The sequence below is a fragment of the Photorhabdus akhurstii genome, assembly GCF_018448925.1.
GTDB lineage: Bacteria > Pseudomonadota > Gammaproteobacteria > Enterobacterales > Enterobacteriaceae > Photorhabdus > Photorhabdus akhurstii.
The window spans coordinates 566292-581553 of record NZ_RCWE01000001.1 but is presented as its reverse complement, the minus strand read 5'-3'; the positions used below and the strand labels follow the sequence as shown (position 1 = coordinate 581553).

Sequence of the window (15262 nt, the reverse complement as noted above, 5' to 3'; positions counted from 1 at the left end):
TTTGTGAGTATCATCGCCTGAATAAGTCACCGTGATAACAACCGGGCACTCTTCTAAAACCGTTATTCCTGAAATTATATCTGCTGTAAGTGTCGACATATTAAACCTCATATTAAAGTTAAACACCAACAAGTAACAACCACCTAATTTCTATCAAAATAATGTTCTTCCACAATGATGCTTACTACCTATTATCTCCTTCCTGTTTGTCACATAAATAAATTATTTACTTTAGCCATTACTGTAATAGCAATGTATTCTTTATCCAAAAGGTATCATAAAGTGGGATACAGTGCTTTCTCCACATATTCCTTGATTAATGTATGAGGATCAATAGTAATAAATACTTAATCCAACTCCTCTCACACAATACCATCAGCGTAAACATTCATATTAATAATATCATCTATATTAATTTCAGTGAACAATTAAATAATTGATTTTTCCTCGCTGTTCAAGTTCTAAATAACCTTGGTGAGTAAAAATTCTAGCTACAGCTAATATATGAGAAACCTCTGTGATCGCTCATTAGGGACTGAATCTGTTAAAATAACGAGAAGATAACATGGCTACGTTTTCACTATAAGTCACAGTAATAACAACTGGGCACGCATCTAAAACCGTTATTCCTGAAACTATATCTGCTGTAAGTGTCAACATATTAAATCTCATATTAAAATCAAACACCAATAAGTAACAAACACCTAATTTCCTATCAAAATAATGCTCTTCTATAAATGATGCTTACTACCTATTTATTTCCCCCTACTCCTCACATAAAACCACATAAGCATTTGAAGCTAAACCACTATTATCCAACAAATGAGCCTGAATTTTTGTATCATCTTTTTGTAGCCCGCCCATTCTTATTTCAACCATCGATCCTTTAGTTGGATTACCCAATAAACCCTTTTGAATAAGATCTAAATCCAAACTATTAACCAGATAATCAATTGATTTACCAAGATCACTCTCTTGTATCCTATTTCCTCTTGTACACCAAGGTAAAGGTTTACTCGCGTCAATACGACTATTCAGGTCAGGGTAACCAATCCCCGGCCCTATCGGGTTAGGATCAAAAATTATAAAATGGTTAATTTTCACATCAGGAATAACATATTTTAAATACCGACCAGATTCTGGGTGTGTAAACGTTGCAGTTAATGTAGCCATTCCTGCTTTTTTAACTTGAAAACGCTCTCCATTCACATCAATTACGTTCCTATTACTTGAATCATATACTCCAATATAACCACCAGATATTCCTGCTTTTCCAGGCAAATACTCAGGTTTAAACTTCATTCCTTCCCAGCCAAAGTTCATTCTTTCCTTTGGTACTGAACGCCCGAGCGATTCTCCATCTTTATGGTGATAATCCAATATAAAGAAGTTAGCAACATCCTGCTCATTAGCCTTAATTTCTACCGTTTTATTCTTAGAACCAACAGATGAATCATTCACTTTGGCCGTTACCATAACAGCAACAAACCCGCCACTTTTGCTATATACCCGATATTGCGCTTTCCCATCAGCATCTGTTTTACCATCACCCACTACCTGAGTAACCAAGTTTTTATCAGTAATAGTAACTCCCTTACTATTTGTTGCACTCCAAGTCACCGCAATACCACTTTTCGCCTGCCCGGAAAAATCTTTTACTGTGGCAGTAAAGGTATAAGTATGCTCCTCGCCTTCTCCTTCTGTTACGTGATCTGGGCTAACAGTAAGAGAAGCAAGCTCATCAGGGCTGATAAAACTGACTTTTTTATCTACATTCACCGGCGTCTGCTGAGTAGCTGTTTTTGCGGACACTTGTACATCAATCGCTACCACCGTACTGCCTAACGTCGCCGTCACCTGCCCCTGCGCGTTACTCACCGAATCGCTCTGTTTTGTCAAGGTTAACCCCTCAACCGTTGGATCTGTCTGCCAGTCAATGTCAATCGGTTTATCCGCCACCAGATTGCCATATGCATCTTCCACTGTCGCCGTGAAGGTGTAAGTATCAGTGCCTCCGTTGTAGAGCGGACCATCTTTGTCCACCGTTACATGGGTAACATGATAGCTAGTGCTCAGATCCTCAAAGCTGACTTTTCGATCAGCATTGACCCACGACGGGTTCGCCGCCGCTTTCGCCGATACCTGCACATCCTTCACCGCCGCCGTGCTGATTAAGGTCGCCGTCACCTGTCCCTGCGCGTTACTCACCGAGTTGTTCTGTTTCGTCAGGGTTAACCCCTCAACCGTTGGCTCTGTCTGCCAGTCAATCTCAATCGGCTTATCCGCTACCGGCTTGCCATGCGCGTCCACTACCGTCGCCGTGAAGGTATAACTGTCCGCGCCGTTGTTATAGCGCTTCTTGTCTTTATCCACTTCCACCGTCACGCCGGTGACTTGATAACTGCTACTCAGCTCCTCAAAGCTCACCGGGCTATCGGCCTTGACCCATGACGGGTTCGCCGCCGCTTTCGCCGATACCTGCACATCCTTCACCGCCGCCGTGCTGGTTAAGGTCGCCGTCACCTGTCCCTGCGCGTTACTCACCGAGTTGTTCTGTTTCGTCAGGGTTAACCCCTCAGCCTTTGGATCTGTCTGCCAGTCAATCTCAATCGGTTTATCCGCTACCGGCCTGCCATGCGCATCCACTACCGTCGCCGTGAAGGTATAACTGTCCTTGCCGTTGTTATAGCGCTTCTTGTCTTTATCCACTTCCACCGTCACGCCGGTGACTTGATAACTGCTACTCAGCTCCTCAAAGCTCACCGGGCTATCGGCCTTGACCCATGACGGGTTCGCCGCCGCCTTCGCCGATACCTGCACATCCTTCACCGCCGCCGTGCTGGTTAAGGTCGCCGTCACCTGTCCCTGCGCGTTACTCACCGAGTTGCTCTGTTTCGTCAGGGTTAACCCATCAACTTTTGAGTTGGTCTGCCAGTCAATGTCGACCGGCTTACCCACCACCAGATTGCCGTGCCCGTCCTTCACCGTCGCCGTGAAGGTATAACTGTCACTGCCGTTGTTGTAATGCGCCTTGTCTTTATCATCCGCATCCACCGTCACGCTGGCGACATAATAGCTGGCGCTGTATTCCGTAAAGCTGACTTTTCCATTCGCGTTCTCCGCCGTCTGCTGGGTAACCGTTTTCGCCGATACCTGCACATCAGATACCGCCACCGTACTGCTTAACGTCGCCGTCACCTGCCCCTGCGCGTTACTCACCGCATTGCTCTGTTTCGTCAGTTTTAGCCCGTCAGTCTTTGGATCTGTCTGCCAGTCAATATCGACCGGCTTACCCACCACCAGATTACCGTGCCCATCCTTCACCGTCGCCGTGAAGGTATAACTGTCACTGCCGTTGTTGTAATGCGCCTTGTCTTTATCCACATCCACCGTCACGCTGGCGACATAATAGCTGGCGCTGTACTCCGTAAAACTGACTTTTCCATTCGCGTTTTCCGCCGTCTGCTGGGTAGCCGTTTTCGCCGACACCTGCACATCAGATACCACCGCCGTGCTGGTTAAGGTCGCGGTAACTTGTCCCTGCGCGTTACTCACCGCATTGCTCTGTTTCGTCAGTTTTAGTCCGTCAACCGTTGGATTGGTCTGCCAGTCAATGTCGACCGGCTTACCCACCACCAGATTACCGTGCCCGTCCTTCACTGTCGCCGTGAAGGTATAGCTGTCAGTGCCGTTGTTGTAGTGTTCCTTGTCTTTATCCGCATCCACCGTCACGCCGGTGACCCGATAACTGTGACTCAGCTCCTCAAAGCTGACCTTTTGATCAGCGTCAACCCACGACGGGTTCGCCGCCGCCTTCGCCGATACCTGCACATCCCTCACCGCCGCCGTGCTGGTTAACGTCGCCGTCACCTGTCCCTGCGCGTTACTCACCGCATTGCTTTGTTTCGTCAGGGTTAACCCATCAGCCTTTGGGTTTGTCTGCCAGTCAATGTCGATTGGCTTATCCGCTACCGGCTTGCCATGCGCATCCACTACCGTCGCCGTGAAGGTATAGCTGTCAGTGCCGTTGTTGTAGTGTTCCTTGTCTTTATCCGCATCCACCGTCACGCCGGTGACCCGATAACTGTGACTCAGCTCCTCAAAGCTGACCTTTTGATCAGCGTCAACCCACGACGGGTTCGCCGCCGCCTTCGCCGATACCTGCACATCCCTCACCGCCGCCGTGCTGGTTAACGTCGCCGTCACCTGTCCCTGCGCGTTACTCACCGCATTGCTTTGTTTCGTCAGGGTTAACCCATCAGCCTTTGGGTTTGTCTGCCAGTCAATGTCGATTGGCTTATCCGCTACCGGCTTGCCATGCGCATCCACTACCGTCGCCGTGAAGGTATAACTGTCGGTACCGTTGTTATAGCGCTTCTCGTCTTTATCCACTTCCACCGTCACGCCGGTGACTTGATAGCTGAGGCTCAGCTCCTCAAAGCTCACCTTTCGATCAGCATTGACCCACGACGGGTTCGCCGCCGCCTTTGCCGATACCTGCACATTCTTCACCGCCGCCGTGCTGGTTAACGTCGCCGTGACCTGTCCCTGCGCGTTACTCACCGAATCGCTCTGTTTTGTCAGGGTTAACCCGTCAACTTTTGAATCGGTCTGCCAGTCAATGTCGACCGGTTTACCCACCACCAGATTGCCGTGCCCGTCCTTCACCGTCGCCGTGAAGGTATAACTGTCCCTGCCGTTGTTGTAGTGCGCCTTGTCTTGATCCGCATCCACCGTCACGCTGGCGACATAATAGCTGGCGCTGTACTCCGTAAAACTGACTTTCCCATTCGCGTTCTCCGCCGTCTGCTGGGCAGCCGTTTTCGCCGATACCTGTACATCAGATACCGCCACCGTGCTGGTTAAGGTTGCCGTCACCTGCCCCTGCGCGTTACTCACCGCATTGCTCTGTTTTGTCAGGGTTAACCCGTCAACCGTTGGATTAGTCTGCCAGTCAATGTCGATCGGTTTACCCACCACCAGATTGCCGTGCCCATCCTTCACTGTCGCCGTGAAGGTATAACTGTCCCTGCCGTTGTTGTAGTGTTCCTTGTCTTTATCCGCATCCACCGTCACGCTGGCGACATAATAGCTGGCGCTGTACTCCGTAAAACTGACTTTTCCATTCGCGTTCTCCGCCGTCTGCTGGGTAGCCGTTTTCGCCGATACCTGCACATCCTTTACCACAGCCGTGCTGGTTAAGGTCGCCGTCACCTGCCCCTGCGCGTTACTCACCGAATTGTTCTGCTTCGTCAGTTTTAATCCGTCAACCGTTGGATTTGTCTGCCAGTCAATGTCGATCGGTTTACCCACCACCAGATTGCCGTGCCCATCCTTCACTGTCGCCGTGAAGGTATAACTATCCTTGCCGTTGTTGTAGCGCTTCTTGTCTTTATCCACTTCCACTGTCACGCCGGTGACTTGATAACTGCTACTCAGCTCCTCAAAGCTCACCGGGCTATCGGCCTTGACCCATGACGGGTTCGCCGCCGCTTTCGCCGATACCTGCACATCCTTCACCGCCGCCGTGCTGGTTAAGGTCGCCGTCACCTGTCCCTGCGCGTTACTCACCGCATTGCTCTGTTTTGTCAGGGTTAACCCGTCAACCGTTGGATTGGTCTGCCAGTCAATGTCGACCGGTTTACCCACCACCAGATTACCGTGCCCGTCCTTCACCGTCGCCGTGAAGGTATAACTGTCACTGCCGTTGTTGTAGCGTACTTTGTCTTTATCCGCATCCACCGTCACGCTGGCGACATAATAGCTGGCGCTGTACTCCGTAAAACTGACTTTCCCGTTCGCGTTCTCCGCCGTCTGCTGGGTAGCCGTTTTTGCCGACACCTGCACATCAGATACCGCCGCCGTGCTGCTTAAGGTTGCCGTGACCTGTCCCTGCGCGTTACTCACCGGGCTGCTCTGTTTCGTCAGTTTTAGTCCGTCAACCGTTGGATTGGTCTGCCAGTCAATGTCAACCGGCTTACCCACCACCAGATTGCCGTGCCCGTCCTTCACCGTCGCCGTGAAGGTATAACTGTCACTGCCGTTGTTGTAGTGCGCCTTGCCTTTATCCGCATCCACCGTCACGCTGGCGACATAATAGCTGGCGCTGTACTCCGTAAAACTGACTTTTCTATTCGCGTTCTCCGCCGTCTGCTGGGCAGCCGTTTTCGCCGATACCTGCACATCAGATACCGCCGCCGTGCTGGTTAAGGTTGCCGTGACCTGCCCCTGCGCGTTACTCACCGCATTGCTCTGTTTCGTCAGTTTTAACCCGTCAACCGCTGGATTGGTCTGCCAGTCAATATCGATCGGTTTATCCGCTACCGGCTTGCCATGCGCATCCACCACCGTCGCCGTGAAGGTATAACTGTCAGTACCATTGTTGTAGCGCGCTTTGTCTTTATCCACATCCACCGTCACGCTAGAGACTCGATAGCTGCTGCTGGACTCAGTAAAGCTGACTTTTTTATCCGTAGTAACACGTTCGCCATTAATACTGACGCTGACTTGTATATCGGATAATGGTGTTGTACTGGTTAATGTTGCAGTCTGTTGCCCATTTTTATCTGTTGCCTCTGAATCAGGCTTTAATTTCAATCCAGGATCTTTTTTATCTGTATCCCAAATCAATTTAGCATTTTCGATCGGTGTTTTTTTGTCAGCGCCAAGCAGAGTAGCTGTGTAGACATATTTCGCATTGCCATCAGCAATTAAAGGATCGGTTGTATTAACACTCAAAGAGATATTACGTTGTAATATATGAATTTGTATTTGTACATTCTGCTGCTCATCTTTACTTGTACCTGTTATGGTATAGTCATTTTTTCCATCAGGCTGATATTCCGGTAACTGAATAGTATAACCATTAGTACTTTCTATGTTTATAATCCCGCCATGCTTCTGGAATAATTCAGGCATTTCCCAGGTAATATCTTTTAATGAAGTATCTGATTGAATTTGTATTGGTTTAACTTCACCACCGTAACCACTAATTTCTAATACAGGAACCAGTAACCTAAAACGTTGCGGTTTTTTCAGATAATTCAAAATAATATTATTATTTCTTTCAACTAAGTCGTAACGATTTCCAGCCAAACTTCGTAGTGAAGAAACATTTTCTGGTGATAGTTGTTCTGATAACGGAACACCAAATCGATAGTTCACATTGAATGAAAATATGCCATCACTCTTTCCATCTTTCCCTAATTTATAGTCAACTCCCGCAGTGATCAGTGGAATCGGGGTATAATTTACCCCAATAGTTGCTGCATAGGGATCTTTTTGCCTATTGTCCTTTCCGAATAACGCAACATTATCACCAAAATATTGTTCATATTTTATTTTGGCGCCGAGTGACGGCATTGCAGGTAAATACATGTCGGCAATAAGGTCATAACCATTTGCAGGGCGCTCATAATAATTGGTTAAATCACGAGAGTTATGCCAATCACTCAAGCGAAAATATGCGTTAGCAGACATTTTTAGGTAGTTAGTCCACAATTCACCGCCCAGGCTAAATCGGCTGTTATTACCGGTTAAATCATTATCGTAAAAAGTGTTCGCCCCATACATCCAATTGTTTATGAATAAACGGGTTCCAATGCCTAAATTCACAGTGTCACGGCTATCTTTATGACGATATCCATATTGACTATAAATAAGCCAGTGATCTTTATCATCATAGAAAGGGACGAGTAAGTCTACAGAACTTTCATCCAAGCGCCCATGATGGTCAACATTTAAATTAATTTTAGCTGTACCAAACTGGGATAACCATTTCTGAGTATTATTTGTTATCTGACTATTTAATTTATTGACAATATAATCTTGCGCCAATTTTTTTGGATCTTGATTTAATAATCCAAGGAATTCAGGGCCACGAGAGAGGATTAAAGGCGGGAGATTTTGATTATCATCTTTAGGATCATTTTCATGTAACTGGGGTATTTTTGGTTTTTCACCGCTATCGTTTTTTCCTATTACGCTTTTCTTTGATAAAAATTTACCGCACCGCCTCTGCTCTGATCGATTTTTCTCTTTATGAGTAACGTTTTCGTGTAATTTCTTACTAACCTGATTTTGCTTCATGGCGGATTCTGGGTAATCCTGACAATTTTCAACACCAATCAAAGAGTTTCCTAATTCAGGTAACGCAGTATAACTTTTCAGTGGCATAAATGCGGCAAATAAAAAACAGGCCATGAGTACACGCTTATTTACTTTATAACTTATTACGTTACGAAAAATACGATTGATGTTCATCAGTATTACCATAAAGTTTCCGCCGTTATATTCATTTATAGCTACTGAGCACATTAAATGACTTTTTATAGCTTTGTATAATGAAAATAAATTATCAGCCAATAACCATTAGTAATCACTTAGCAAAACCATCGTAAATTCTTGCTCAATGCGACATTAAGTACCTACGCAATTTTCAGAAAAAACCCGTTGTGCAAATAGTTCAACGGGTTTTCTGCTTATTGGTGATTATGAGTTAGCACTTAATTATTATGATTTTTCAGGCCGTTGAACTCTAACATTAATCACTCGGCCATCGGGGATATCACATAGTTCACCATCATGGTAATAAACGACTTCCCCGCCATCGCTAATACTCTTAACCCGTTTATTTTGAGCAAATATCGGCGCATCTCTATTTTGACGATGATAACATTCAATGGTTATATCGCCACTAGGCATATCTACTGATTCATTAACCCAAATCAGATTTAACCCGTTACTGTCTGCCGGAACAATGGTACCACCATGAATTCCCCATGCCCCATCTTTAGCAAAACCGTTGCAGCCGCTGATGCGATATTTCCCTGTCTCTATCCGCTCGACAGTCATACCCTCCGCTTCACGAGTTAGCTCATAAGTTCCGTCTGGATAAATACTTACTACGGGGCTGGATACTTTGAGATTGCCGTTAGTGTCAGCGATACAGTTATTATTCAGGATGGCAATAGGATTACCGTTATATTGCAATTTATCGCCGCCGATTGTCAATCTGCCGTATCTTTTTTCATTGCAAATATCAAAATCCTGTAACCCATCACCTGGAACCCCAATGTAGGCGGTTCTTTTTCCCCCCTCAAAAAACTGAAAATATGCGTGTCTACCCGCGTCATATGTTATATTAAAAACACCTCCGGCCCCCTTTAAATTTGCCGACCCGGCATTAATCCGCCCCTCAGGAGAAACAGAGAAAACCCGATTGTTATTAATATATGCGGCCAACTCTCCACCGATTGTCAATTTGCCAGATTTTTTTTCGTTACAAATATCAAAATCCGGTGAGCCGTCACTCGGGAATCCAACATAGGCCGTCCTTTTTGCTTCCTCAATAAACTGAAAATAGGCATGTTTACCCGTATCATGGGTTATGTTAAAAACCCCCGCATTCCCCCGTATATTCGCTGACGCGGCTTCAATCAGACCCGCAGGAGAAACAGAGAAAACCCGTTTGTCATTAATATCTATCGCATATCCGTAGGTATTAACACTACCACCACGCACAATACCGGCTTTAGCATAATTGTCATACCAATTGTAAAGTGTATACGAGACTATTGTACCCGCCGGTCTTCCACCAGATTCAGAAGCTAACACAACCGCATTACGTTCGTTTGGAATTGTCTCGACTTGTTTAAACCTAGCGTTCCCATTTATATTCGCTGACGCGGCTTCAATATGACCCGCAGGAGAAACAGAAAAAACCCGTTTGCCATTAATATCTATCGTATATCCGTAGGTATCGACGCTACCGCCACGCACAATCCCCGTTTTAATATAATTGTCATACCAGTTGTAAAGCGTAAACCCAACTATCTCATTTGCCGGTTTAGCCCCCTGTAAAGAAACTAACATCGTCGCATTACGTTCAGTGGGAAGCGTTTCAACCTGTTTAAATCTAAAATACTGTGGATAATTCCCCCCGTTGGCCGATACTGCATTTTTCGCCAATTCCACAGTTTCCGATAAGCCGAGGTTTTTCACAAATGCGTTTTTATCAGGAATATCTGCGCCATTTTGATTTTTTGCCAATCGGTTATTAGCATTATCATTTACATCAGAAACGAGCTTCTGAGTGACGGCGAGAGTATTACTATTACCTATTTTATCTGTGAGCTGAGTAACACCTTTTTGTGTTAATGAGGCATCTGGTACTTGTATTGCGATTTTTTGTTCTAACGCTTTATTTAATTGGACAATCAGTTTAGCTATATCCCCATCATCCAGAACATCATTGTCAGAATATGTCGCAATAAAATTAGCTACAACAGATGTTATTGTCGACGACTGACGTAATACCTTGTTGAGTAAATGAGTGGTAATATTTTCCGGGGGAAATCCTGTTTTTAAACTCGAGCTATCTTCATATCCTTCTTGACTGACTACATTGGCATTATTACTAATGGAAAAAGCTTTAAAATCGTTCTTGAGTTTCATATATTCTCCTCAAATTAAATAATATCAATTTATAATCAATAAGTTATTTCAATTATATTCTAGCTTAGAAGAAGAATAATGAAACATTCTTAAAACTTAGGTTGACAACTATTTTTTATAATTATTCCTTACAATTTCACATCCTAAAAATAACTTATTGTTCGATAACCATCAGTAATCACTTAAAGGAAAGAATAATCAAACTGAACTTTGTACTCGTCGCACCCGGCAGGTACACTAGCCTTCTTTTTGTTTTATGCCAAAAGTGAAGAAAAATAGTGAGTAACATAAAATTAATCGTCGGTCTGGCTAATCCTGGTGCTGAATATGCCCAAACCAGACACAATGCCGGAGCCTGGTATGTTGACCTGCTCGCTCAAAGCCACAATCAGTCACTAAAAGAAGAGAGTAAATTTTTTGGTTACACCGCCCGGATCAATATCTGCGGTCACGATGTTCGTCTGTTAGTTCCGACGACATTTATGAATCTCAGTGGTAAATCTGTCGCTGCCCTCGCCTCTTTCTACCGTATCCAACCGGATGAAATTCTGGTGGCCCATGATGAACTCGATTTACCGCCAGGAGTGGCAAAAATGAAACTGGGTGGCAGTCATGGCGGTCATAATGGCTTGAAAGATATTCAGAATAAATTTGGCAATAATCCTAACTTTCACCGCTTACGTATCGGTATCGGCCATCCCGGCGACAAAAATAAAGTGGTTGGCTTTGTGCTAGGCAAACCACCAGCCAGTGAACAAAAGCTGATCGATGACGCAATTGATGAAGCGCTGCGTTGTACTGATATCCTGATGAAACAAGATATGAATAAGGCAATCAATCGCTTACATAGCTTCAAAGCCGGCGCTTAATGACATGGAATCGATAAATCTTGTCTGTAAGATCGTGATAGCCCGCCATTCCGTGTATAATGGCGCCAATTTTTTTGACTCATCAAACAGGCTAACACAGCCTTTTGATTTATAAGTAATTTAAGGTGAAAATCATGGGATTCAAATGCGGTATCGTCGGCCTGCCTAACGTCGGAAAATCAACATTATTCAATGCGCTGACTAAAGCAGGTATCGAAGCAGCAAACTTCCCGTTCTGCACTATTGAACCCAATACCGGTGTCGTCCCTATGCCAGATCCACGGCTTGAACAACTGGCGGAAATTGTGAAACCTCAGCGAATCCTACCGACCACAATGGAATTCGTCGATATCGCGGGTCTGGTAAAAGGCGCATCAAAAGGTGAAGGTTTGGGCAACCAGTTTCTGACCAACATTCGTGAAACAGAAGCTATCGGCCATGTTGTGCGCTGTTTCGTCAACGACAACATCATTCACGTTTCCGGTCAAGTTGATCCTGCTGCTGATATTGAGATCATCAATACCGAACTAGCCCTTTCCGATCTGGACACCTGCGAACGAGCCATTCATCGTGTCCAAAAAAGGGCCAAAGGCGGCGATAAAGATGCCAAAGCAGAATTGGCAGTACTGGAAAAATGTCTGCCTCATCTGGAACAAGCGGGTATGTTGCGGGCGTTGGATCTCAGCACCGAAGAGAAAGCGGCTATCCGTTATCTGAGTTTCCTGACGCTGAAACCCACCATGTACATCGCTAACGTCAACGAAGAGGGTTTTGAAAATAACCCACATTTGGATGCTGTTCGTGCGATCGCAGAAAAAGAAGGTTCGGTGGTCGTTCCGGTTTGTGCCGCGGTAGAAGCGGATATCGCGGAGCTGGAAGATGATGAACGCGAAGAGTTTATGGCTGAACTTGGCCTGGAAGAACCCGGTTTAAATCGCGTTATCCGCGCGGGTTATCAGTTACTGAATCTGCAAACTTACTTCACTGCCGGCGTGAAAGAGGTTCGGGCATGGACTATCCCAGTTGGCGCAACCGCGCCACAAGCAGCCGGGAAGATCCATACTGATTTCGAAAAAGGTTTTATCCGTGCACAAACCATCTCTTTTGAAGATTTCATCGCTTACAAAGGTGAACAAGGTGCAAAAGAGGCCGGTAAAATGCGTTCAGAAGGTAAGGATTATGTCGTTAAAGATGGCGATGTGATGAACTTCTTGTTTAACGTCTAATTGACTTTTCATCTCTGACAACATCGCAAGATATCTCTGAGACTGATTAAAACTCTTAAAATCCACGCAGTTGCGTGGATTTTTGTTTTCATATAGAAGCCGGTTTTGGTGTAAAAACGGCTAATCCGAGCCATTTTGTTTTTAATGGTTATAATTACTTTATGTGACTATTTACATGCTTTTCTATTAGGCGTAGTATGTTTTTACTGATGACTTTCTATACGATAGTTATCCGGTGTGAGTCCGTTTAGTCACTTATCCTATTAAATTACGTTGTTTTGGGTGGTTCTTCTCTATCTAGTCAAAATCTAGTCAAAGTTCAAACAAGCCAATGAACAATCATTTTTAACTTAATCTAATAAAGGAGTCCAAAAATACTTAAATCTTTATAAAACAATCTTTTAGTTCCTTTAGTACTAACAAAGAGGAAAGACCATGAAAAGTCACAAGAGGTTATCGTTATTCACGCTTCTACTGCTTACTGCCAGCCCGGTAGCGCTTGCGGTGCAAAATAATTGGCCCGGCACCAAAGTAGATCAACCAGCACCTAAAATCAAAGGGATGCCCAAAGCTCTGGAAAGAAATTTGGCTAACTTTGACGATCTTGATTTCCGTGTCTATACAGACCAAAGATGGTGGGATCTACATAAGAGCCATGCCATGAACATTATTGTTCACTACCCTGATGGTCATACTACTAAGGGTATTCGACAGCATCTTGACGATCTGAAGTATATGTGGACATTTGCTCCTGATAACCGAATCACAGAGCACCCGGTACGGTTTGGTACCGCTGATGCGGAATGGACCGCTGTTACGGGATTTACAGATGGAACATTTACGAAACCTATGGTTCTCCCAGATGGTAAGGTTATTAAACCTACAGGTAAGGCGTATCACCTCCCTATGGCGACACTCGGACACTGGAACAAACAAGGGGTTATGGATGAAGAGTATCTCTTCTGGGACGATTCTGTGCTTATGAAACAGATAGGTGTTAGTGATTGATTCAACTACTTCGTACGGACTTGCTTAAGAGCGAGTCCGTAAATGTTGCAATGTTATATGTTTGGGCCTGCCCCAATAGTGGTGGGGAGCATGATAACTTGTATGCGCAATTCTTTACAAAACCGGCTAGTCAGAAAAAACCGCCTATTTCCAATTGCATTATTCCTGTGGTTTTTCCGGCAGTTGCACTCGAACATTAATTACTCGACCATCAGGAATATCGCATAACTCACCATCATGGTAATAAATAACTTCCCCATCACCATTAATACTCTTAACTCGCTTATTTTGAGCAAATATCGGCGCATCTCTATTTTGACGATGATAACATTCGATGGTTATATCACCACTAGATGGGTCTACCGACTCACAAACCCAAATCAGATTTAACCCGTTGCTGTCTGCCGGAACAATGGTGCCACCATGAATTCCCCACTCTCCATCTTTAGCAAAACCATTGCAGCCGCTGATACGATATTTTCCTGTCTCTATCCGCTCGACCGTCACCCCTTCCGCTTCGCGAGTTAACTGGTAAGTTCCATCTGGATGAATATCTACCACTGGGCTGGAGACTTTTAAGTTGCCATTAGTATCCGGCTTGGCGTTGCTTGTTGACCAGACTTTGTACCACGGATTCCATTTATTGATGTTACCGTCACCATTGTGCGTTCTATAGTATAATTCGCTCTTCGGCAAGTATGAGGAGTGAATCATCAGCTCATAAGCCTTAAAGGTCCCATACCCTCCTGAAAATCTCATTCCTGGCCCATGTATACCTGGGCCATTTAGTCCTACTGGATAGCCAAAATATGTCGAATTCTGAGGAATGTTATCAAAATTATCGATTGTAGAAGCTGTATTAGTCCCAACAACAACCGGCTTTGTACTAATAACTTCTAAATTGAGATTTTCCACAAATGCTTTCTTATCAGGAATATCTGCGCCATTTTGATCTTTTGCCAATCGGTTATTAGCATTATCATTTACATCAGAAACGAGCTTCTGTGTTACCGCAAGAGTATTACTATTGCCGGTTTTATCTGTAAGCTGAGTAACACCTTTTTGTGTTAACGAGGCATTTGGTACTTCGGTTGCAATTTTTTGTTCTAACGCGCTATTTAATTGGGCAGCGAGTTTAACGATATCCCCATCATCCAAAACATCATTGCCGGAATATGTCGCGATAAAATTAGCCACAACAGAGGCTATTGCCGACGACTGACGTAATACCTTATTAAGTAAATGAACAGTAATATTATCCGGTGGAAATCCGGTCTTTAAATTTGGACTTTGTTCATACTCTCCTTGACTCACTATATTAGCATTATTACCAATAGAAAAAGATTTAAAATCATTCTTGGGACTCATATACCCTCCAAAATCAAATAATATTATTTTATAAAAAATATATTGAACTACTGTAAACCACTCTCAAAAACTCACTTCAATCATAGTCTAGCCTAGAAAAATAATAATGGAACATTCTTACAACTTAAATTGATAACTATTTTTATAACTGATAGCAATGAAAAACAAAACCACCTAAAACCAGACATATATTAAAACCATTTTCATCTAATATATGAAAGTAACTCTTTTTCATCCATTTCATCTCGAAAATATTTTTAATAACATTTATTTCACCATAATAAAAACAATAATTATCCACATAATAAACCCATATTATATTATTAGGTATATGCT

Annotated in this window: 6 protein-coding genes; 3 read left to right on the top strand and 3 right to left on the bottom strand. The window is 44.2% G+C overall.

From position 1 onward, the window contains the following. Nucleotides 1-765 precede the first annotated feature (765 nt). Entirely contained in the window at nucleotides 766-8262 is a 7497-nt protein-coding gene (locus EAE93_RS02595) for an Ig-like domain-containing protein (RefSeq protein WP_214039009.1), read from the bottom strand. A gap of 249 nt (nucleotides 8263-8511) precedes the next feature. Continuing rightward, nucleotides 8512-10455 carry a phage tail protein gene (locus tag EAE93_RS02590; protein ID WP_214039008.1) on the bottom strand — a complete coding sequence of 648 codons (1944 nt, stop codon included), beginning with the start codon at nucleotides 10453-10455 and terminating at the stop codon, nucleotides 8512-8514. Nucleotides 10456-10733: 278 nt separating this feature from the next. Here EAE93_RS02590 and pth point away from each other — a divergent pair, with 278 nt between their 5' ends. The 3 genes from pth (at nucleotide 10734) to EAE93_RS02575 (ending at nucleotide 13558) form a co-directional block, all read left to right on the top strand. Continuing rightward, complete coding sequence (gene pth / locus EAE93_RS02585; protein ID WP_040152646.1) at nucleotides 10734-11324, top strand: aminoacyl-tRNA hydrolase; 591 nt, start codon at nucleotides 10734-10736, stop codon at nucleotides 11322-11324. A 134-nt stretch (nucleotides 11325-11458) separates the two neighbouring features. Next, nucleotides 11459-12550, top strand: coding sequence for a redox-regulated ATPase YchF (gene ychF / locus EAE93_RS02580; protein ID WP_040152643.1), 1092 nt, complete (start codon nucleotides 11459-11461; stop codon nucleotides 12548-12550). A gap of 435 nt (nucleotides 12551-12985) precedes the next feature. Further along, nucleotides 12986-13558 (top strand): nuclear transport factor 2 family protein, encoded by a 573-nt coding sequence (locus EAE93_RS02575; RefSeq protein WP_036814212.1) that lies wholly within the window; start codon nucleotides 12986-12988, stop codon nucleotides 13556-13558. A gap of 159 nt (nucleotides 13559-13717) precedes the next feature. On the opposite strand, the gene EAE93_RS02570 is transcribed toward EAE93_RS02575, so the two are convergent. Next, nucleotides 13718-14926, bottom strand: a complete 1209-nt coding sequence (locus EAE93_RS02570) for a phage tail protein (protein ID WP_214039007.1) — start codon at nucleotides 14924-14926, stop codon at nucleotides 13718-13720. Nucleotides 14927-15262: the final 336 nt, after the last annotated feature.

Bases quoted from the DNA above. Each gene is read 5' to 3' on its own strand.
- EAE93_RS02595 (WP_214039009.1), bottom strand. From the start codon at position 8,262: ATGAACATCAATCGTATTTTTCGTAACGTAATAAGTTATAAAGTAAAT.
- EAE93_RS02590 (WP_214039008.1), bottom strand. From the start codon at position 10,455: ATGAAACTCAAGAACGATTTTAAAGCTTTTTCCATTAGTAATAATGCC.
- ychF (WP_040152643.1), top strand. From the start codon at position 11,459: ATGGGATTCAAATGCGGTATCGTCGGCCTGCCTAACGTCGGAAAATCA.
- EAE93_RS02575 (WP_036814212.1), top strand. From the start codon at position 12,986: ATGAAAAGTCACAAGAGGTTATCGTTATTCACGCTTCTACTGCTTACT.
- EAE93_RS02570 (WP_214039007.1), bottom strand. From the start codon at position 14,926: ATGAGTCCCAAGAATGATTTTAAATCTTTTTCTATTGGTAATAATGCT.